Source organism: Streptomyces sp. NPDC007971, from assembly GCF_042958635.1.
GTDB lineage: Bacteria > Actinomycetota > Actinomycetes > Streptomycetales > Streptomycetaceae > Streptomyces.
The window spans coordinates 228074-248394 of record NZ_JBIBJK010000014.1; the positions used below are offsets into that span (position 1 = coordinate 228074).

The 20321-nt window shown below is 68.9% G+C and carries 8 protein-coding genes; 4 read left to right on the top strand and 4 right to left on the bottom strand.

Annotated features, from left to right (window positions below):
* Positions 1-85: 85 nt before the first annotated feature.
* The 3 genes from ACFZCP_RS28760 to ACFZCP_RS28770 form a co-directional block, all read right to left on the bottom strand.
* A complete protein-coding gene (locus ACFZCP_RS28760) occupies positions 86-7996 on the bottom strand; it encodes an amino acid adenylation domain-containing protein (RefSeq protein ID WP_391432091.1) in 7911 nt (2636 codons plus the stop codon).
* Positions 7997-8254: 258 nt separating this feature from the next.
* Complete coding sequence (locus ACFZCP_RS28765; protein WP_391432094.1) at positions 8255-10090, bottom strand: FAD-dependent oxidoreductase; 1836 nt, start codon at positions 10088-10090, stop codon at positions 8255-8257.
* 306 nt (positions 10091-10396) lie between these two features.
* On the bottom strand, positions 10397-13600 hold the full coding sequence (locus ACFZCP_RS28770) for a condensation domain-containing protein (RefSeq protein ID WP_391432097.1): 3204 nt from the start codon (positions 13598-13600) through the stop codon (positions 10397-10399).
* Between the two features lie 739 nt (positions 13601-14339).
* Here ACFZCP_RS28770 and ACFZCP_RS28775 point away from each other — a divergent pair.
* The 4 genes from ACFZCP_RS28775 to ACFZCP_RS28790 all read left to right on the top strand — a co-directional run bounded on the left by ACFZCP_RS28775 (position 14340) and on the right by ACFZCP_RS28790 (position 19844).
* Entirely contained in the window at positions 14340-15002 is a 663-nt protein-coding gene (locus ACFZCP_RS28775) for an LmbU family transcriptional regulator (protein ID WP_391432100.1), read from the top strand.
* 332 nt (positions 15003-15334) lie between these two features.
* On the top strand, positions 15335-16042 hold the full coding sequence (locus tag ACFZCP_RS28780) for an alpha/beta fold hydrolase (RefSeq protein ID WP_391432103.1): 708 nt from the start codon (positions 15335-15337) through the stop codon (positions 16040-16042).
* A complete protein-coding gene (locus ACFZCP_RS28785; RefSeq protein WP_391432106.1) occupies positions 16039-16887 on the top strand; it encodes an SDR family oxidoreductase in 849 nt (282 codons plus the stop codon). Before ACFZCP_RS28780 ends, ACFZCP_RS28785 begins: the two co-directional genes overlap by 4 nt.
* Positions 16888-16946: 59 nt before the next feature.
* Complete coding sequence (locus ACFZCP_RS28790; protein WP_391432108.1) at positions 16947-19844, top strand: amino acid adenylation domain-containing protein; 2898 nt, start codon at positions 16947-16949, stop codon at positions 19842-19844.
* Here the strand turns inward: ACFZCP_RS28790 and ACFZCP_RS28795 are convergent.
* Entirely contained in the window at positions 19745-20269 is a 525-nt protein-coding gene (locus ACFZCP_RS28795; RefSeq protein ID WP_391432165.1) for a hypothetical protein, read from the bottom strand. The genes ACFZCP_RS28790 and ACFZCP_RS28795 overlap by 100 nt on opposite strands.
* Between the last annotated feature and the right edge of the window lie 52 nt (positions 20270-20321).

The window sequence follows — 20321 nt, forward strand, 5'->3', positions numbered from 1 at the left end:
TCCCGGTCGGGAGCGCAGGGTCTCGGCGCGTTGGTCCATCACAGTCTTCCTATCGGGTCGAATTCGCCGCACGTGTGATCGGCACTCAGCCTGCGGCTCCGCCGAGCGGCTGTTCCGGCGGAAGACCGGGACGGGCCACTACCCGTCGCCTTCCGGGGCCGAGCCCCGGCCGGGTCTTCAACCGGTCCTGTTTCGCGTTGCGTTGAGCCATGCTCAGGACTTCGACCTTGCCGATCGGCTGATCGGGGTCGGAGGCCAGTTCTCCGAGCAGGTGGTCGAGCTGCTCGGCCATTGCCTGGATCGTGTGGTGGTCGAACAGGTCGCTGGCGTACGCGATGATCCCCGTGATCCCGGTCGGTCGCCCGTCCGGCTCGTACGACCCTCGCAGGAGGACGTTGAGGTCGAATTTGGTTGTTTCGTGTCCGGGGATGTCGAACTCGCCGGTCTTGAGGCCGGGGAGGTCGAAGGCGGCTTCGGTGTTGGTGTCGAAGGACAGCAGGACCTGGAAGAGGGGGTGGCGTGCCGCGGTTCGTGGTGGGGCGATGATCTCGACGAGGCGTTCGAAGGGGAGGTCCTGGTTCTCGAAGGCGGCGAGGTCCGTTTCCCGTACTCGGGTCAGGAGTTGGGCGAAGGTGGGGTCGCCCGAGACGTCGGTGCGCAGGACGAGGGTGTTGAGGAAGCAGCCGACCAGGTCGTGCAGGGCTTCTTCGGTGCGTCCGCCGACCGGCGTGCCGAGCGGGATGTCGGTTTCGCCGGAGAGGTGGGAGAGCAGGACGGCGAGGGCGGCCTGGACGACCATGAACGGTGTCACGCCGGTCTGCCGGGCCAACTCCGTGATGCGCGTGTGGACTTCCGCGTCGATGGTGACGGGCACCACGGCGCCGCGCTGGGCGGCCGTCGCGGAGCGTGGCCGGTCGAAGGGCAGGTCCAGTTCGACGGGGAGTGCGGCCAGTGCGTCGCGCCAGAAGGCGGACTGGCGGGCGATGGTGCTGGTGGGGTCGTCCTCGGAGCCGAGCAGGTCGCGCTGCCACAGGGCGTAGTCGGCGTACTGGACGGGGAGTTCGGTCCAGGCCGGGGCCGTGCCGGCGGTCCGTGCCGCGTAGGCGGTGGCGAGGTCCTTGCCGAGCGGGCCGACGGACCAGCCGTCGCAGGCGATGTGGTGGACCAGCAGCATCAGGACGTGTTCGTCGGGTCGGGTGCGGAAGACGTGGGCGCGCAGCGGGATCTCGGTGGCGAGGTCGAAGACGTGCCCGGCGGCCTGGATCGCGAGGTCGGTCACCTGCTCGTCGTCGGTGTCCGTCCAGGTCAGGGGCAGCGTGACCTCGTCGGCGGGCACGATCTGCTGGACGGGTTCGCCGTCGATGACGGGGAAGACGGTCCGCAGGCTCTCGTGCCGGCCCATCACGTCGGCCAGTGCCGCGGTCAGTGCCTGCCGGTCCAGCGCCCCGGACAGGCGCAGCGCCACAGGCATGTTGTACGCCGTGCTCGGCCCCGCCAACTGACCGATGATCCACAACCGCTGCTGTGCAAACGACAACGGCAGCGGCTCCGGACGAACCCCGGCCGCCAGCGCCGGACGGGCGGGTCCCGCCTCGACCAGCGCACCGGCGAGGGCGGCCACAGTGGGGGTCTCGAACAACGCGCGGATGGTGATCTCCACCCCGAGCAGGGCGCGGATGCGGGCGACCAGCCGGGTCGCGAGAAGGGAGTGCCCGCCGAGTTCGAAGAAGTGGTCGTCGACGCCGACAGCGGGCAGACCCAGCACCTCGGCGAACGCCGCGCACAGCATCTCCTCCCGCACGGTCGTCGGAGCGCGGTGAGTCGAGGCGAGCGCGTAGTCCGGGACGGGCAGGGCCTTGCGGTCCAGCTTGCCGTTGGCGGTCAGCGGCAGCCGGTCCAGGACCACGACCGCGGCCGGCACCATGTAACCCGGAAGCGGCCCCGCGGCATGCCGGCGCAACAGGCCGGGCAACTGCGCGATCTGTTCCGAGGATTGACCCGGGGCGGGTACCGCGTAGCCGACCAGACGCTTGTCACCGGGGATGTCCTCGCGGACCACCGCCACGGCCCGGGCGATACCGGGATACCGGGCCAGCACCGCCTCGATCTCCCCGATCTCGATCCGGAACCCGCGGATCTTGACCTGGTCGTCGGCCCGGCCGGCGAACTCGAGGGTCCCGTCCGGCCGCCACCGCGCCAGGTCCCCGGTCCGGTACATCCGCTCGCCGGCCGCACCGAACGGGCACGCCACGAACCGCTCCGCGGTCAGTGCGGGACGGTTCAGGTAGCCACGCGCCAGACCGGCACCCGCCACGTACAACTCGCCCGTCACACCGGGGGCCACCGGTTCCAGCCCGTCGTCGAGCACGAACACCCGCATGTTGAAGGTGGGGCCGCCGAGTATCGGCCGCGGTGTGGACCGCGGCTCTGCGAAGACCTGGTAGACCGTGCACTCCGTGGGCCCGTAGAAGCTGAAGCTGCGGGTGCCCTCACCCAGTGATCCGAGCCACTCCCAGAGGGAGTCGGGTACGGCCTCGCCACCGACCACGAGCAGTGCCGGAGTACAGCGGCCGTCGTCGAACAGGCCTGCCGACACAGCGGCGGCCATGTGCGTGGGGGTCAGCTCCAGGAAGTCGACGTCGTGTGCGTCCAGCCAGGTCGCGAGGAGGCCGAGGTCGGAGAGCTCCTCCGTGCTCACGACGTGCAGCTCGTGCCCCTCCAGCAGGCACGACAGCTGGTCCCACACCGCGTCGAAGGAGATGGAGGTGGTCAGCGCGACCCGCAGCGGGCGACCGTCCGGCAGATCGGCGGCGCAGGCGAAGACCGACTCACGGTGAACGGTGATGAAGTTGGTGATGCTGTGGTGCGGTACCGCCACGCCCTTGGGAGTTCCGGTGGAGCCGGAGGTGTAGATGACGTAGGCAGGATGGGCGGGGGTCAGCGGGCCGGTGCGCTCGCTGTCGGTCGGGTCGTGACTCCAGGCCGGGTGTGCGGTCAGCTCCTCCTGGGTGGCAGCATCGTCCAGGACCAGCAGGGGTGCGTCGGCCGGCAGCCATGCCGCGGTGGCCCGGAGCGTCACCACGTACGACGGCTTCGCGTCCTCGATCATGAACCGGACCCGTTCCTCCGGGTACTCGGTGTCGATCGGGAGATACGCCGCACCCGCCTTGAGCACGCCGAGCATCGCCACGACGAGGTCGATCGACCGTGGCAGTGCCATGCCCACGATGTCCTCGGGGCCGACCCCGTGCTCGATCAGGTGGTGCGCGAGCCGGTTGGCGCGGGTGTTGAGCTCGCCGTAGGTCAATTCGGTGCCCTCGAAGACGACCGCGGTGGCCTCGGGGGTGCGGGCGGCCTGGTCCTGGAAGAGCGCCGTCAGGGTCGTGGGCGGGACGGAGCGGGAGGTGTCGTTCCAGGTGTGCAGCACCTTCTCCTGCTCCGCGGCCGAGAGCACCGGGACCTGGTCGACCCGCTGGTCCGGGCCGGTGACCAGGGCGTCGAGGACACGGGTGAAGCGTTCGGCGAGCTGCTCGATGCTCGCCTGGTCGAACAGATCGACGGCGTAGGAGATCCCGCCGGTCATTCCGGCGGGCCGGCCGAGCTCGTCGAAGCTTTCGCGCAGGTCGAAGGAGAGGTCGAACTTCGCCAGGGTGCCCTCGTCGGGCAGGAAGCTCGTGCGTAGGCCGGGCAGTCGGAGCACGGGATCGGCGTTGTTCTGGAGCGCGAGCATGACCTGGACCAGCGGGTGGCGGGCCATGGAGCGGACCGGGGCCAGCTCCTCGACCAGGCGCTCGAACGGTACGTCCTGGTACGCCAACGCGTCGAGCGTCTGCTCCCGCACCCGGGCGAGCAGTTCGCCGAAGGACGGACCGCCGGACACGTCCGTGCGCAGGACGAGGGTGTTGACGAAGAACCCGACGAGGTCGTCGAGGGCGGTGTCGGTGCGCCCGGCCGTCGGGGTCCCGATCACGATGTCCCGGCCGGCGCCGAGCCGGGAGAGCAGCACGGCCAACGCGGCCTGGAGCACCATGAAGACCGTCGCGCCTTCGTCCCGGGCCAGTTCGGCGACCCGGGCGTGCAGCGGCGCGGGGATCTCCAGCGCCGCGCTCCCGCCCCGGTGCGTGGCCACCGCGGGGCGGGCACGGTCGACGGGCAGCGGCAGTTCCTCCGGTATGCCGGCCAGCGCGCGGCGCCAGTGGGCCAGTTGCCTGCTCAGCAGGCTCTCGGGGTCCTGCGCCTCGCCGAGCAGTTCACGCTGCCAGAGCGTGTAGTCCGCGTACTGGACCGGTAGCGGCGCCCATCCGGGTTCCTGGTCGGCCAGCCGCGCTGTGTACGCCACCGAGAAGTCCCGGACCAGCGGCACCAGCGACCAGCCGTCACCGGCGATGTGGTGCACGAGCAGCACCAGCACGTGTTCGTCGCCACCTGCTTCGAACAGCCAGGCCCGGAAAGGCACTTCGGCCGAGAGGTCGAAGCAGTGGCCCTCGGCCTCACCGATCGCCGCGGTCAGGCCGGACGGCCCGACCAGGGCCGCCGGTACCACGGTGAGCACCTCGCCGAGCTCCTCGACCGGTACCACCCGCTGGTACGGCCGACCCTCGACCGACGGGAAGAGCGTGCGCAGCACCTCGTGGCGCCCGAGGACGTCCCGCAATGCCGCGTCCAGCGCACCGGTGTCGATCGCACCGGAAAGCCTGATGGCCGCCGGGACGTTGTAGGTGGCGCTCGGTCCCTCCAACTCGTGCAGGAACCACAACCGCTGCTGCGCGGAAGACAACGGCAGCGACTCCGGACGATCCGCGGTCACCAGCGCCGGACGCGAGGGGCCCGCCCCGGCCAGCGCCTTGGCCAGGGCGGCGATGCTGGGGGAGGCGAACAGCGTACGGATGCCGAGTTCGACCCCGAGCAGGGTGCGGATGAGGGCGACCAGCCGGGTCGCGAGCAGGGAGTGGCCGCCGAGAAGGAAGAAGTTGTCGTCGATGCCGACGGTGGACAGCTCCCGGTTCAGCACCTTGGCGAACGCGGCGCACAGGATCTCTTCCTGGACGGTCGCCGGAGCGCGGTGGGTCGAGGCGGTCGTGTAGTCCGGGAGGGGCAGGGCCTTGCGGTCCAGTTTGCCGTTGGCGGTCAGCGGCAACTGGTCCAGGACCACGACCGCGGCCGGCACCATGTAATCCGGGAGCTGCTCCGCGGCATGCCGGCGCAGCAGGCCGGGCAACTGTGCGATCTGTTCCGGGGATTGACCTGGGGCAGGTACCACGTAACCGACCAGTCGCTGGTCGCCAGGGATGTCCTCGCGGACCACCGCCACGGCGCGGGCGATCCCGGGATGCCGGGCCAGCACCGCCTCGACCTCTCCGGTCTCGATCCGGAACCCCCGGAGCTTCACCTGGTCGTCGATCCGACCGAGGAACTCGAGGGTGCCGTCCGGCAGCCAGCGCACCAGGTCGCCCGTGCGGTAGACCCGCGCGTCCGGATCACCGGAGAAGGGGTGGGGCACGAACCGCTGCTCGGTCAGGTCGGGCCGGTTGTGGTAGCCGCGGGCGACGCCGACGCCGCCGATCCACAGCTCGCCGGGGACGCCGAGCGGAGTCAGGCCACCGAACCCGTCCATGACGTAGACCTCGGTGTTCGCGAGCGGACGGCCGATCGGGACCACCGGCTGGTCCCCGGTCAGCACGAACGAGGTCGCGGTGATCGTCGTCTCCGTCGGCCCGTAGGCGTTGTGCAGCGGCACCGCGGTGTTCTTGAACCAGCGCTTGACGAGCGCGGCGGGCACCTGCTCGCCGCCGAGCACCATCAGCCGGAACGCGTCGCCGAGCCGCGCGCCGGACTCCAGCTGCGGGACGAGCTGTTGCCACAGGGACGGGGTGAGGTTCGCGACGGTGATCCCGGTCCGGCCGATCTCCCGAAGTATCTCGGCCGGCGTCCACTTCTCGTCGTCCCTGAGCACGATCCGGCCGCCCGCCATCAGCGTCGGGAAGATCTGCTCGGCCGCCGCGTCGAAGCTCACCGAGGCGTACTGCAGCGTCCTGTCGCGATCGGTCAGCGCGTACTGGCGCATCGCCTCCTGCATCCGGTTGCTCATCGAGCGGTGCTCGACGAGCACCCCCTTGGGGGTTCCGGTGGAGCCCGAGGTGTAGATGACGTACGCGAGGTCGTCAGGCCCGGCCGCGGGCTCCGGGTCGGACCCGTCGAGCTCGTCCAGCGTCTGCCGCTCCTCGTCGAGCAGCAGGACCTGCCGCACGTCGGTGCCGGCCAGTCGGCCGACGAGCGAGGTCTGGGTGACGACCAGCTGCGCCGCGGTGTCGGCCAGCATGAACGCCAGCCGCTGCGGCGGGTGGTCCGGGTCCAGCGGGACGTAGGCCGCGCCGGACTTGAGGATGCCGAGCAGGGAGGTGATCAGCTCAGGGCCGCGCTCGAGACAGACCGCGACCAGGCTGCCGACGCTTGCTCCCTGCGCGCCGAGGTGGCGCGCCAGCCGGTTGGCGCGGGTGTTGAGCTCGCCGTAGGTCAGGGTGGTGTCCCCGCACACGACCGCGACGGCGTCCGGGGTGCGTGCCGCCTGGGCCTCGACCAGCCGGTGCACCCCGAGGTGGTCGGCGTAGGGGATGCGGGTGTCGTTCCAGGTGTGCAGCAGCAGTTCGCGCTCGTCAGCGCCGAGCACGTCCACCTGGTGCAGGCGCTGGTCGGGGTCGTCCGCGACGGCCTCGAGCAGGCGGACCAGGCGGTCCGCCATGGTGACCACCGTCGGCAGGTCGAACAGGTCGACGGCGTAGGCGAGAAACCCCTTGATGCCGGTCGACTGTCCCTGCGGACCGATCCCCTCCTCGAACTCGAAGCTGAGGTCGAATTTGGTTGTTCCGGTTTCGGGGATGTCGAACTCGCCGGTCTTGAGTCCGGGGAGGTCGAAGGCGGCTTCGGTGTTGGTGCCGAAGGACGACAGCATGACCTGGAAGAGGGGGTGGCGTGCCGCGGTTCGTGGTGGGGCGATGATCTCGACGAGGCGTTCGAAGGGGAGGTCCTGGTTCTCGAAGGCGGCGAGGTCCGTTTCCCGTACGCGGGTCAGGAGTTGGGTGAAGGTGGGGTCGCCGGAGACGTCGGTGCGCAGGACGAGGGTGTTGGGGAAGAAGCCGACCAGGTCGTGCAGGGCTTCTTCGGTGCGTCCGGCGACCGGTGTGCCGAGGGGGATGTCGGTGCCGCCGCCGAGTCGCGACAGCAGGACGGCGAGGGCGGCCTGGACGACCATGAACGGTGTCACGCCGGTCTGTCGGGCCAACTCCGTGATGCGCGTGTGGACTTCCGCGTCGATGGTGACGGGCACCACGGCGCCGCGCTGGGCGGCGGTCGCTGAGCGTGGCCGGTCGAAGGGCAGGTCCAGTTCGACGGGGAGTGCGGCCAGTGCGTCGCGCCAGAAGGCGGACTGGCGGGCGATGGTGCTGGTGGGGTCGTCCTCGGAGCCGAGCAGGTCGCGCTGCCACAGGGCGTAGTCGGCGTACTGGACGGGGAGTTCGGTCCAGGCGGGGTGCGTGCCGGCGGTTCGTGCCGCGTAGGCGGTGGCGAGGTCCTTGCCGAGGGGGCCGATCGACCAGCCGTCGCAGGCGATGTGGTGGACCAGCAGCATCAGGACGTGTTCGTCGGGTCCGGTGCGGAAGACGTGGGCGCGCAGCGGGATCTCGGTGGCGAGGTCGAAGACGTGTTTGGCGGCCTGGATGGCGAGGTCGGTCACCTGCTCGTCGTCGGTGTCCGTCCAGGTCAGGGGCAGCGTGGCCTCGTCGGCGGGCACGATGTGCTGGACGGGTTCGCCGTCGATGACGGGGAAGACGGTCCGCAGGCTCTCGTGCCGGCCCACCACGTCACCCAGCGCCGCGGTCAGGGCCTGCCGGTCCAGCGGTCCGGACAGACGCAGCACCAACGGCATGTTGTACGCCGTGCTCGGCCCCGCCAACTGACCGGTGATCCACAACCGCTGCTGTGCAAACGACAACGGAATCATGCAGGCTACCTCGCTGTTTCCGACCGCTACCAGTCTCGATCCGCAACCGATGGCTCAGGCGCCGAAATCACCGGCCAGGCATGGGGCCGCAGCGGGGTCGGGAGCCGTTATGTCGGCGGAATTAATCGGCAAAGAGAAAACGGATTTGTATCGACTTCGCGAGGCTAGCAGGCGGCACTCGCCAGGGTGAATGAGTCCCGGGCACCACTCGACGGAGCCCGGGAGGACTGTCTCGCCGGCGAGACGGGACAAGCGGCTTCAGCTGTCCGAACGGTGGAATTCCAGGCCGTCGAACTCCCCACTGTTCCGCCATTCCTGAAGGTGTTGGAAGAAGCCCAGGCCATCGGGGAACTCGTGTGCGTCCCAAAGGGAATGCGGACCGAGATCCGTTCCCTCGTTGTTGGAGTAGCCGGGGGTGCAATCCGCGCCCAGGAACGTGCGCCAGTCCGGATTGATTCCCACGTTGCTCATCCAGGAGTCCTCCGCCTGCTGGGTGAGTTCGACGACGGCGACCCCCGTGGTGACCGCGTGCGCGATGACGGCGGCGACGGTCTTGGCCGCTTCGGACAGGTTGTGCGAGAGGTTGGAGAACCGCGTCCCGCCCGTGATCGACTGGACGTGGAACGCGTTCGGGAACCCGTGCACATGGAGTCCGTGCATCGTGCGCATGCCGTTGGTCCAGTGCTCCGACAGTCGCCTGCCGTCCCTGCCGACGGGGTCGAATCCGGCGCGCCGGGTGGGCGCGGTGCCGACCTCGAACCCCGACGCGTAGACGATGCAGTCCACCTCGTACTCGGTGCCGTCCACCACCACACCTCGCGGCGTGATCCGCTCGACCCCCTTGCCGTCCGTGTCGACGAGACGGACCGTCGGCTCGTTGAAGGCGCCCAGATACTCGTCGTGGAAGGTCAGGCGCTTGCACGCGAGGTAGTACCGGGGCTTGAGGAGTTCCGCGGTCCGTGGGTCCTTGACCGTCTCCTCCACCCGGGTGTGGATCCGGCCCATCTTCGCCATGTCCGCGAAGAACCAGGGCTGGAGGAGTTCCGCGGCCCGTGGGTCCTTGGCAGTCTCCTCCAGGTCCGCCTGGTCCAAGTCCGACTTCGATACCTCTCCAGCGTCGCGCCACATCTTGGCCATGGCGGTCCAGCTGTCGTTGATCAGATCCTCGTCCGGCGGCTCGGCCGACGTCATGATGGCCGCGTAGTTGTCCAGCCAGCGCTGCTGCCATCCAGGCGCGGCCATCTGCGCGAACCACTCCGGGTCGATCGGCCGGTTGTTGCGGACCTCTATGACGGAGGGCGTGCGCTGGAACACGAACAGTTCCTGGCATGCGGTGGCCAGGTGAGGGATGCACTGCACCGCGCTGGCGCCGGTGCCGATGATCGCCACCCGCTTGTCCCGCAGGTTGCCCAGCGGTCCGCCGACCGGGTCGCCGGTGTAGGCGTAGTCCCATCGGCTCGTGTGGAAGGCGGGGCCCGCGAAGGTCTCGATACCCGGGATACCGGGGAGCTTCGGCACGGAGAGGTGGCCGAGCCCCATGATCACGAACTGGGCGGTGAACTCGTCACCGCGGTCGGTCCGCACCGTCCACAGCTGGGCGGACTCGTCCCAGTCCAAGCCGGTGGCCCGGGTGTGGAAGAGCGCGTTCTCGTACAACTCGTAGTGCTTGCCGATGCGTTGGCAGTGCTCCAGGATCTCCGGGCCGTGCACGTACCACTCGGTGGGCACGTGGCCGGTCTCCTCCAGCAACGGCAGGTAGATCATGGACGCGACGTCGCACTGGACGCCTGGGTACCTGTTCCAGTACCAGGTTCCGCCGAAGTCGCCGCCGGTGTCGATGATCCTGACATCAAAGACCCCCGACTCCTTCAGGCGGGCGCCCGCCATCAGGCCGGCGAACCCCCCGCCGATGACCGCGACCGTGACGTGGTCGCGGTACGGCTCCCGCTCGATGCGATCGGTAAAGGGGTCCTCGTTCATGTGCGCGAATTCGCCGCTGAGGTTCAGGTACTGGCCGATGCCGTCCGGCCGTAGTCGTTTGGCCCGCTCGGCGGCGTTTTTCGCGATGTGCTCCGACACCTTGTGCCTGGACATGAAAGTCTCTCCTCCGAATACATTTTTCCGGCCGCCTGGCCAGCACCTGGAATGTGTCGTGGTCGGTACTTGACGAGGCCCGTGGGTCTGTCTCGCCGGCGAGACAGACCCACGGCCGTTTCAAGATCGGTGTGAGGTGGGTGTCGGGTCGCGTGTCGGCGCGCCGAGCAGGGCGGAGCTCCGGTAGGACGAGGTTTCTCACACCAAGTCGTCTGAACCGGAGCTCTGTTGCTGCCTGCCAGCCCCGAGGCCGCGTTGTCCGCGAAGAAGATCAAAAGCCCTCTGAGTACGAACGCGTCGCCACCCTCACGAGTCCGCTCTCCTGCCCAGCACGGGCCGGGGCGCGCTGACCTCGGCACTGAGGTGAGCAGCGAGCTCCCCGAGCGACTGCACTTCGAAGAACGCCCGCAGCCGCAGCTCACAGCCCATGACGGCGCGCACCCGACCGATGACGGTCATGGCGAGCAGTGAATCTCCGCCGAGCACGAAGAAGTCGTCGTCAACGTCTGTCTGCGGAACGCCGATCACCTCGGCCACGATCTGGCACAGCTGCCGTTCAAGGGGGTCGTCGGACACCGAGACGCCTCGGACGGTGTCCGACACGGTGCTCGACGGCGCGCCGCCCGACAGTGCCGTGCGGTCCAACTTCCCGTCGGGCGTGGTCGGAAGAGCGGCGAGAACCTGCACCCGGTCGGGCAACAGTGCGGAGGGGAGCCTGTCGCGCAGGAACTCCCGGACGGTGGCGGGCGTCAGCGCGTCCTGGCCTTCGTCGCCGGGCACGACGTACGCCACCAGTTCGGCCGTGCGGGTGCCGGGCTGGGTCGCCACGACCGCGGCGTGGGCGATCGCGGGATGCCCGAGCAGCACGCCCTCCACTTCGGCCGGCTCCATGCGCAGGCCGCGGATCTTGACCTGGTCGTCGAGGCGCCCCCACAGTTCCAACTGCCCGTCGGGAAGCAGCCGGCCCCTGTCGCCGGTGCGGTACATACGCCGTCCGGGGACATGGCTGAAGGGGTCGGCCACGAATCGCTCGCTGGTGTGCGCCGGCTGCCCCGCATACCCCTGGGCCACGCCGAGTCCACCGATGCAGATCTCACCGACGAACATGGGCGGCAGCAACTGCAACTGGTCGTCGACGACGTAGATCCGGGACGTGCCGGCCGCGCGCCCGGCCACCGGCTTCGGGTGTTCGCGGATCTCCGCCCTGGCCGACTCGACGGTGCACTCGTTGAGGCCGTAGACGTGGAACGCGAGCAGCCCGGGTTGGTGGTGCAGACGCTCCCACAGCCGGTCGGACGGGCTCTCGCCACCGATCACCACGATCTTCGGCGGGTGCGGGAGCGTCAGGAGGCCGTTGTCGACCAGCATTTCCAGCCGGCCGCTTGCACAGTCAAGTACATCGATCGCCGTTTCGGGATCCGATCCACGGGCGAGGAGCTGATACGGGTCCGTTCGCTCCTCTTCGTCGATCAGCAGCAGCCGGTGCCCGAAGGCGATCATGCCGAGACAGTGGTTGACGAACACGCCGGAGGTCAGGGCACTCAGCGCACCGACGTTCACCTGACGGCCTTCGGGCAACCGTCCGTACACCGGCGCCAGTTGGCTGGTGGCGAGGGCGAGAAGGCTCGCCTGATCGATGACCACACCCCTCGGCTGTCCCGTGGAACCCGGTGTGAAGACCACGTAGGCCGGAGCGGCAGCCGGGCGACGCGCGAAGCCGCCGTCGGCCGGATCGTCTCCGGAGGTCTTCTCCGCGTCCGCCAGGAGGGCGGCCGTCGAGACGGTCTCCACCTCGGCGAACGCCTCGTCCGCGATGACGAGAGCGATGCCCGCCTCCTTGAGGAGCAGGCGGCGGCGGAACTCGGGCTGTTGCGGATCCAGCAGCAGGAAGGCGCCGCCCGCGCACCAGGTGGCGAGCATCGCGACGATCAGATCGCTGCGCCGGTCCAGGCAGATCCCCACCACGGTGCCGGTCCGCACGCCGCGAGCCTGAAGGCCCGCGGCCATTGTCCGCGCCCGGCCGGCCAGTTCGGCGAAGGTGAGCCGCGCGCCGTCCGCGACGACTGCCTCCCGCTCGGGCACGGTGGCCGCGGTCAGTTCGAAGAGGTCCCACACGGACGTGGGCTCCGAGGGAGTACGGTCGACCTCGGGTTCACCGCTCGCGCCGAGCGCCAGCGTCTCCGTCAGTGCGGCCTGGTCGAGCAGCGGGATGCTGCCGAGTGCGACATCGGGTTGCCGGCTGAGTGCGCCCAGCAGGTCGCCGTAGGCCTCGGCGAACCGCTGCATGGCTGCCTCGGAGAACCGCCGGCGGTTGAATTCGACGTTGAGTGAGACTTCGCCCGCCAGCTGCTGTATGTCCAGCCTCAGGTCGAACTGAAGCCCCGACAATTCCGCAGGTTCCGGCAGGAGCGTCATCTGGAGACCTTCGAGTGCCCATACGTCGCTCAGGTCGAGCATGCCATAGGTGATGGCAGCCTGGAACAGGGGGTTGCGGTCGGCGTCACGCTCGGGAGCCAGTGCGCCCACCACCACCTCGAACGGAACGTCCTGGTAGTCCAGTGCGTCGTGAACCGTGTCGCTCACGAGACCGAGAAGCTGATCGAAGGTCAGCGCCGAATCCACCTGGCAGCGCAGTGCCACCGTGTTGGAGAAGAATCCGATCGTTTGGAAAAGTTCTGGGGTCGGCCGGCCGAGCGTCTGCGTTCCGATCGATATGTCGCTCGTTCCCGTCCAACGCTGCAGCAGAACGAAGTACACGGACAGCAGGCCGGCGAACGGGGTCACCGAGCGGGCCCGGCAGAACTCTTCGAATTCTGCCACGACACTCTGCGGGACGGTGATCGGCAACCTCGATCCGATCATTCTGCCCGGGCTCTCCTCGCCGTCCTCGGGCATCGGCGCCGGCTGAATTCCTGCCAGCTGGCCACGCCAGTAGTCGAGGTCGGCCTCGGCCACCTTGGAGGCGTTCTCCGTCAGGCAGAAGTCGGCGTACTGTGCGGCCGGCACCGCGAGGGCGGGCGCGTGCGGGTCTGCGTAGGCGAGACGGAGTTCTTCGGCGAACACCTTCCCGGAGATTTCGTCCGTGATGATGTGGTGGAGCACGAAGACCACCAGATGGAGGCTCGGCGATACCCGTATCACCGACGTTCGCCAGAGCGGGCCCGACGAAATGTCGAACGGGAGGTCGACGACCCTCCTGGCCTCGGCTTCTGCCCACGCTCGGCGCTCGTCCTGCGAATCGCCCTCGGCCTCCACGAGGTCGATCAGGACCGGCTGCGTGGCGTCGCCGTCCTCGTCGTGCACCAATTGGAAGACTTCGCCGCCGCGCTCCAGGAATGTGGTTCGAAATGCCTCGTGCCTGCTGCGCAGCACCTGAAGCGCGCGCTCCAGCCTGTCTATCGAGAGATCTCCACCGACGGTAAGAATCGGCCTCCAGACGTCAGACGAGTTGTTCGGTCGCATCATCGAGGAGAAGTACATCCTGCGCTGCGGCGATGAGGCGGGAACCATACGCGAATGACGCTTGCCCGCGAGACTGTCACCCTCAAGATCCGGCATATCCAGCCCATGTGTGTGACGTATTCGGGGCACGGAAGCCCTCCCCTATCGATCGGCCGTTCCTTCGGGAACACCTTATTTTCAGGCTCGATCAACGCAATCGTTCGAGCGTGTGTCAGACGGTCTCACTCGCTCCGCATTAAAAGCCCGTCGCCGCGAGAAGAACGTGGACCCAAACATGACACCTCTCCGGGGTCATATCCAGCCCTGGCGGGGGTAGTTCGCTCCGCTCACGTGTCTCGCCGGCGAGACACCGCCAGGACGTAGACGCACTCTCGCACCGATCGGCCGGGAACATGGCGAATTGTCCGATGGGCGGCACGGGACGGCGCGGAAATGGGTGACGCAAATGGGGCAGTCGACGCCAGAGAGGTTTTGCTTAAGGGAAACCTCTTATCGGTGAACGGCTCCTCGACCCGCGTGAGCTCTCGCGCTCGTGTCGATCGTGAGTGAGTAGCGATATGCGAGTGCGGGCGGCAGTCGACCCGTCTCCGTGCCGTAGCGGGCGGCCCGCGAATCGCGCACAATTACGTCCTGGATGACGTCCAACTGTTACGGTTGGCCAATACATGCGAAAGCATCAACCAACGGGGGATCGTTGCGCACTGCTATCCTAACAAAGAGGACAAACGAGACAACTGCGCGGAACGTTGCAACGACAAACACTGCGGGACAGCTGCTGAGCAGGGGCGTGCAGTTCCACAAGTCCGGCTTGTCGTTCACATCCAGGCAGAGCCTCAATATGTGGGAGCAAGTCGGGACCGGACTGTTCTCTTTCGCTGACTCTTCTACCTGGTGGATCGCCGACTGGCTGGTTTATGGTGAATCCGAGTTCCAGGACCGTTACTACGAAGCCATCAAGCGGACGTCGCTCAGCTACCAGACGCTTCGTAACTACACGTGGGTCGCGCGCAAGTTCCCGCTGGCCCGCAGGCGGCAGAATCTGAGCTTCAGTCATCACCTTGAAGTGGTGGCGCTCGATCAGCCGGAACAGGACTACTGGCTGAGGAAAGCGGAAGCGATGGGCTGGAGCAGGAACAAGCTTCGCGGGGAGGTTCGTAGCAGCCTCCGCGCGCGGCAGGGCGAGGTGACCGAGTCCGAGAGCCGCGCTGAGCTGGACAAAGTCGGTCCCGCCGGGGCCGGTTCGGCTTCGGAGCGGGTCGAACCCGCCGCGACCGGATCCGGCTCGGGTCCGGACCGGCGCGATGCCGACCCCTCGCCCGAAGCGGGCCTGCTGCACATCGAACTCCCGGCCGAAATCCTGGCACAGATCCGGACCGCTGCCAGGAAGGAAGGCGCGCCGGTCGAGACCTGGGCGATGGAGATACTGCGGCGGGCGGCCGGCGGGTCCTGAGGCGAGGGTGCCGTCGGCGTCGGGAGACCTCCTGGGTGCACGACGTGCGGTGGCCGCCGGTACCGTTCTGAAAGCGAGCCACGGCGAATGTTGTCACTCGCCGTCGGTCAGGCCCAGGTAAATGCCTTCGGGCGTCCTCGAACGGATTCGTCGCAAAATATCCTGAAGAACGAACCTGGTGCCCGGTGCAGAGTGCGCCTGTCCCGTCGGCGGACAAGGTTTTCACCGGCAACACAAACCAGGATTCCTCATTTGTCTGGACATGTTCAACCGGTGTCCATGACGATGAAGGCGCTGTTGGGCGAATGGCATTCCAAGTATGAGGATGATAAATGACCCTGTCATTGTTGTGCGTACCCTTCGCCGGGAGCGGCGCCGGCTTCTACAGGGCCTGGCCGAACGGCGGTGAGCAGGGTCTTCGGATCGTCCCGTTGCAGATGCCGGGCCGGGAGGAGCGTTTCCTGGACGACCCGTACAAGGACGCCGCGGAGGCGGCCAAGGACCTTGCCGGAGCCGCGCTCCGCCTGGTCGGCGGGGCGGAACGAGTGGTGCTCTTCGGGCACAGTCTCGGAGCCGTTCTCGCCTACGAGACGGCTCGTGAACTCCAGGCGCAGGGCTTCACCGCGCTGGAGCACCTCTTCGTGAGCGGGTCCCCCGGACCCCGGAGCGGTCGCACCGGGCGGACCGCGGAACTCGACGACGACACCTTCGTGGAGCGGGTCGCCGAGCTCGCCGGGTACCGGCACGCGGCACTCGACGATCCCGACCTGCGGGAGGTGCTGCTTCCGTTGCTCCGGGCGGACGTGGCCCTGCACGAGGAGTACCGACCCGTTTCGGACGAGCCGTTGACGCTGCCTGTCACCGCCCTGCGCGGGACGGACGACGCCCTGGTGAGCCGGGCGCAGTGCGCGACCTGGGAGACGGTGACCACCGGGCCGTTCGAACTGAAGGAGCTTGCGGGCGGACACATGTATCTGACCGACAGAGAACAGGAACTGCTCGCTGTCATCGCCGCTGCGGCGCGAGGCGCCCGCACATGACGCGCGGCAGGGAAAGTGCCGCAGGTACGGCCCTGGAGGGCAGGACCGTGGTGATCACCGGCGCGGGCCGTGGCCTGGGACGCGCCTGTGCGCTTCGGTTCGCGGAAGAGGGAGCCGACCTCGTCCTGCTCGACGTGGGCGAGGACATCGAGGGCGTCCCCTACCCCCTGTCGACGAGCGGTCAGCTCACGCACACCGCCAAGCTCTGCGAGGAGCGCGGCGCGGCGGTGCTGGCGGAGTCCGTCGACGTACGCGGCAATGTGACGCCGGCCGTCGAGAAGGTGCTCGACCGCTTCGGCCGTGTCGATGTCCTCGTCAACAACGCGGGCATCGCCGCCCCTTCGGGAAAGGCCGTCCACGAGATCACCGAGGACGAGTGGCGTCTGATGATCGACGTCGACCTCTCCGGCGCGTGGCGCATGATCAAGGCCGTGGCGCCGACGATGATCGCTCAGCGGCGGGGCAGCATCATCAACGTCTCGTCCACCGCCGGTCTGGTCGGCTACCGGCACTTCGCGGGGTATGTCGCCGCCAAGCACGGGCTGATAGGGCTGACCAAGGCCGCGGCTCTCGACTACGGGCCGCACCGGGTCCGGGTCAACGCCCTCTGCCCGGGCTCCGTCGCGGACGACCCGTCGGTCGACGGCCGGATGCTGTCCGAGATCGCCCGTTCCCTGGACGTGGCCGTGGAAGACCACGAGAGGGTCTTTATCCAGGCGCAGCCGATGAACTCGCTCATCGCCCCCTCCGACATCGCCGGCGCCGCCCTCTGGCTCGCCGGTGACGATTCCCCCCAGGTGACCGGCAGCGTATTGACCGTCGACGGGGGCTTCACCGCGCGCTGACCCGCGTCGGCCGACCGTGTTCCCCGCACCCTTCTTGGCGCACCGACAGGAGTTCTCCCATGGCGACAGCCCACTGGTCTGTGCCGCTGCAGTGCCACGAACAGGCCGCCATGTGCCACAGCCTGACGGTCAGGTGCCCGCAGCCACCCAGCAGCAGTGAGCTGCGGCGACGGCTGGAACAGGTCGGCGAACCGGCCGAAGGCGTGCTGTGGGAACGGCGCACGCGGGAGCGCTCGACGGCACCGGCGGCGCAGCAGTACGCGGAACAGGAAGCCCGCCGGCCGCTGCGCGCCACCGCCGGTCCGGGGCTGCGCATCACGCTCGTGCGGCATACGGACGACGTCGCCGATCTGGTGCTGGTCGCCGCCCGTGACGCCCTGTCCCGGGCGGCACTGGGCGACTTGGCCGGATTCCTCACCGGCGGCTCGCTGCCCCGGGCAGGCCGGCACGGCACCCCGCGTGAAACGCGCGGGGAGGGGACCGCCTCACTCGTTGGTCCGGAGTGGGGCCTCGGTGACCTCGCGCGCCGCGGACTCGTCGGCGCGGCCCGATGCTCCACGACGGTCTGCGAAAACCCGGTGGACCAGAAGCTTTTGATTGCCGCGACCGCCATCCTCCTGGCCCGGTACGACGCCGAGGAGACACCGCGGATCGCCCTGCTCGATCCCGACGCGGCAGGACCGGACGCGTTGTCCGAGTATGTCCTCAAGTACGACGAGACCATGTCCGTCGCCGGTTTCCTCGCCGCCGGGCCCGAGACACCGGAGCCGGCCGGTGAACCGGCGGCAGAACTCGGGGGTGGCCTCGCGATTCCGGTGGGCATGGTCTTCGGCGAGTGGGACGACGCGCGGCAGTACTACCCCTGCCTCGCGCCCGTCTTCCCCCTCACGCTCCAGGCCGAGCAGCGCCCGGACCGGTCCTGGAGCGTCACCTGCTGGTACGACGAGGGTGTGATCGATCCGCGGATCGCGCGGGCCTTCGGCGAGCAAGTGGCCCATGTCGCACAGTGGTTGGCGGACCTGGGCGGGTCCGGGGAAGAACTGCCGCTGTCGGCCGTCCCCCTGATGCCGGCCGAGCGCGCCGCGGACATCGTGCGGCGGGGAGCGACTCCTCCGGTCGCCGCGGCCCCCACGGCCGGTACGACCGTCCACGGGCGCTTCGAGGACCTGGTACGCCGCCATCCGGACGCGGTCGCCGTCACGGACGGCACCCGCACTCTGACCTATCGCCAGCTCGATGAGCAGGCCGAACTCATGGCCGAGGGGCTGCGCTCCTCGGGGGCGGTGCCGGGGAGCATGGTCGGCGTGTGCCTGGAGCGCGACGCGACCCTCGTCGTCACCCTGCTCGCGGTACTCAAGGCCGGCTGCGCCTACGTACCCATGGACGTCGAGTACCCGCACGAGCGCCTGCGTTACACGGTCGGCAGCGCCGGGGTGCGCGTCGTCGTCGCAGCAGCCGGCGTGTTCCCGGTCGTCGAGGGCGTTCGGTCCGTGCCCCCCGAGGAACTGCTCCGGCTCGGCGAGCGGAGCGTCTCCCGCGGCCGGACCACACCCTGCGACGAGAACGACCCCGCCTACATCATCTACACGTCCGGATCGACGGGGCGGCCCAAGGGCGTCGTCGTCCCGCACCGCAACGTGCTGGCCCTGATCGACGGCACGGCAGAGGACTTCGGGCTCGGCGCGGACGACGTCTGGACGATGTTCCACTCCAGCGCGTTCGACTTCTCCGTCTGGGAGATCTGGGGCTGTCTGCTGACCGGCGGGCAACTCGTGGTGGTGCCCTTCTGGATCACGCGGGACACGGGGGAGTTCCACGCACTGCTCGCCGAACGACGCGTCACCGTGCTCAACCAGACGCCCTCCGCCTTCCTGCCTCTCGTCGCACAGGACCGGGAATCGCCCGCCGAGCTCGCGGTGCGCCTGGTGATCTTCGGCGGTGAGCCGCTGGACGCCCGTGAGCTGCTGCCCTGGTTCGCCCGCCATCCGCAGGCGGAGTGCCGTCTGGTCAACATGTTCGGGATCACGGAGACCACCGTGCACGTGACGGCGCAGACCGTGACGCCTCAGACGGCTCTGCAGGGGAGCCGGTCGGTGGGCCCGGCGCTCCCCGGCTGGTCGGTGTCCGTACGTGGACCGCGAGGAGAGGTTCTGCCGGTGGGAGCGGCGGGCGAGATCTGGGTCGGCGGGGCTGGAGTCGCCCGTCACTACCAGGGGCAGCCGGAGCTCACGGCGCGACGTTTCGTCATCGACCCGGTGACCGGTGAGCGGATCTACCGCAGTGGCGACAAGGGCCGCATGAGGCCCGACGGGTGCCTGGAACACCTGGGGAGGATCGACAGCCAGGTGAAGATCCGCGGATACCGGATCGAGCCGGACGAGATCCGCAACGTCCTGCTCGGAGCACCGTCGGTCACCGGGGCGACCGTCGTCGTCCACCACGACGAGAGCGGCGATCGAGCAGCCGACCGGCTGGACGCCTACGTAGTGCTCAAGGGGGACGCGACAGTGGCCATGGTCGCGGAGCATGCCAGCCGGCTTCTGCCCGACTACATGGTCCCGGCAACGGTCACAGAGCTCGATGCCATCCCTTTGACGATCAACGGGAAGGTCGATGTCGCACAGCTCCCCGCACCGACTGCTGCTCGGCCGGCCCCGGCGGAGTCCCCGGATCCCGTCGGGACCGGGTCCGCCGACCGGCTGGAGCGTGACGTGCTGGACATCTGGAGCCGGCACCTGGGTACGCAGGTGGGCCCTGAGGACAACTTCTTCGCGCTGGGCGGCAACTCGCTCCTGGTCGTCCGCGTACTGGCCGAGGTCAAGGAGCTCGGTGCACCGAAGATAGCCGTGCGGGATTTCTACCGGAACTCCTTCGCACGACAGTTCATCCAACTGGTCAGGGAGCGGATCACCCTCGCTTCCGACGCCCCGGCTGCCACTGGTAGCGCGCGGAGCTGACCTCGTCGCAGGGACGGGACAACCAGACGCCGTTCGTGCGGCGGCGCAGCTCGATGCTCGTGCCGCCGCAGCGGGCGCACTTCGGCGGGCGGGTGAACAGCTCGGCGTGCTCGTGCTCCAGGAGCTTGCGGGCGAAGTGGCCGCCGCGCATCGTCACCCTGCACCAGTGGCAGGATGCCGCGCACCCGGTTCGCGACCCACGGCGCCCACAGCCAGACCGAGGGGCGGGCCTTGCGGATCTCGTCCTCGAAGGTGCTGAAAAATGTCGTCTTGTCGTCGATGCCCGTGACCTCGACATGCCGGGCCAGCACGTCGGCGAGGGCGGCGCCGAACTCGCCGAGTTTCCGCGCGTCCTCATGGGGCGGGGTGATCAGGTGCCCAGCCCGCAGGCGCCGGACGCCGGGGGTGCCGACCAGCGCGGCCATCGGCCATGGGTACCGGGTTCTCGGTGGCGACATCGAGGTCCTGGCGTATCCG

Coding starts and splice junctions, on each gene's coding strand:
- ACFZCP_RS28770 (WP_391432097.1), bottom strand. CDS start 13,600: ATGGTTCCCGCCTCATCGCCGCAGCGCAGGATGTACTTCTCCTCGATG.
- ACFZCP_RS28790 (WP_391432108.1), top strand. CDS start 16,947: ATGGCGACAGCCCACTGGTCTGTGCCGCTGCAGTGCCACGAACAGGCC.
- ACFZCP_RS28780 (WP_391432103.1), top strand. CDS start 15,335: ATGACCCTGTCATTGTTGTGCGTACCCTTCGCCGGGAGCGGCGCCGGC.
- ACFZCP_RS28765 (WP_391432094.1), bottom strand. CDS start 10,090: ATGTCCAGGCACAAGGTGTCGGAGCACATCGCGAAAAACGCCGCCGAG.
- ACFZCP_RS28785 (WP_391432106.1), top strand. CDS start 16,039: ATGACGCGCGGCAGGGAAAGTGCCGCAGGTACGGCCCTGGAGGGCAGG.
- ACFZCP_RS28760 (WP_391432091.1), bottom strand. CDS start 7,996: ATGATTCCGTTGTCGTTTGCACAGCAGCGGTTGTGGATCACCGGTCAG.
- ACFZCP_RS28795 (WP_391432165.1), bottom strand. CDS start 20,269: ATGGCCGCGCTGGTCGGCACCCCCGGCGTCCGGCGCCTGCGGGCTGGG.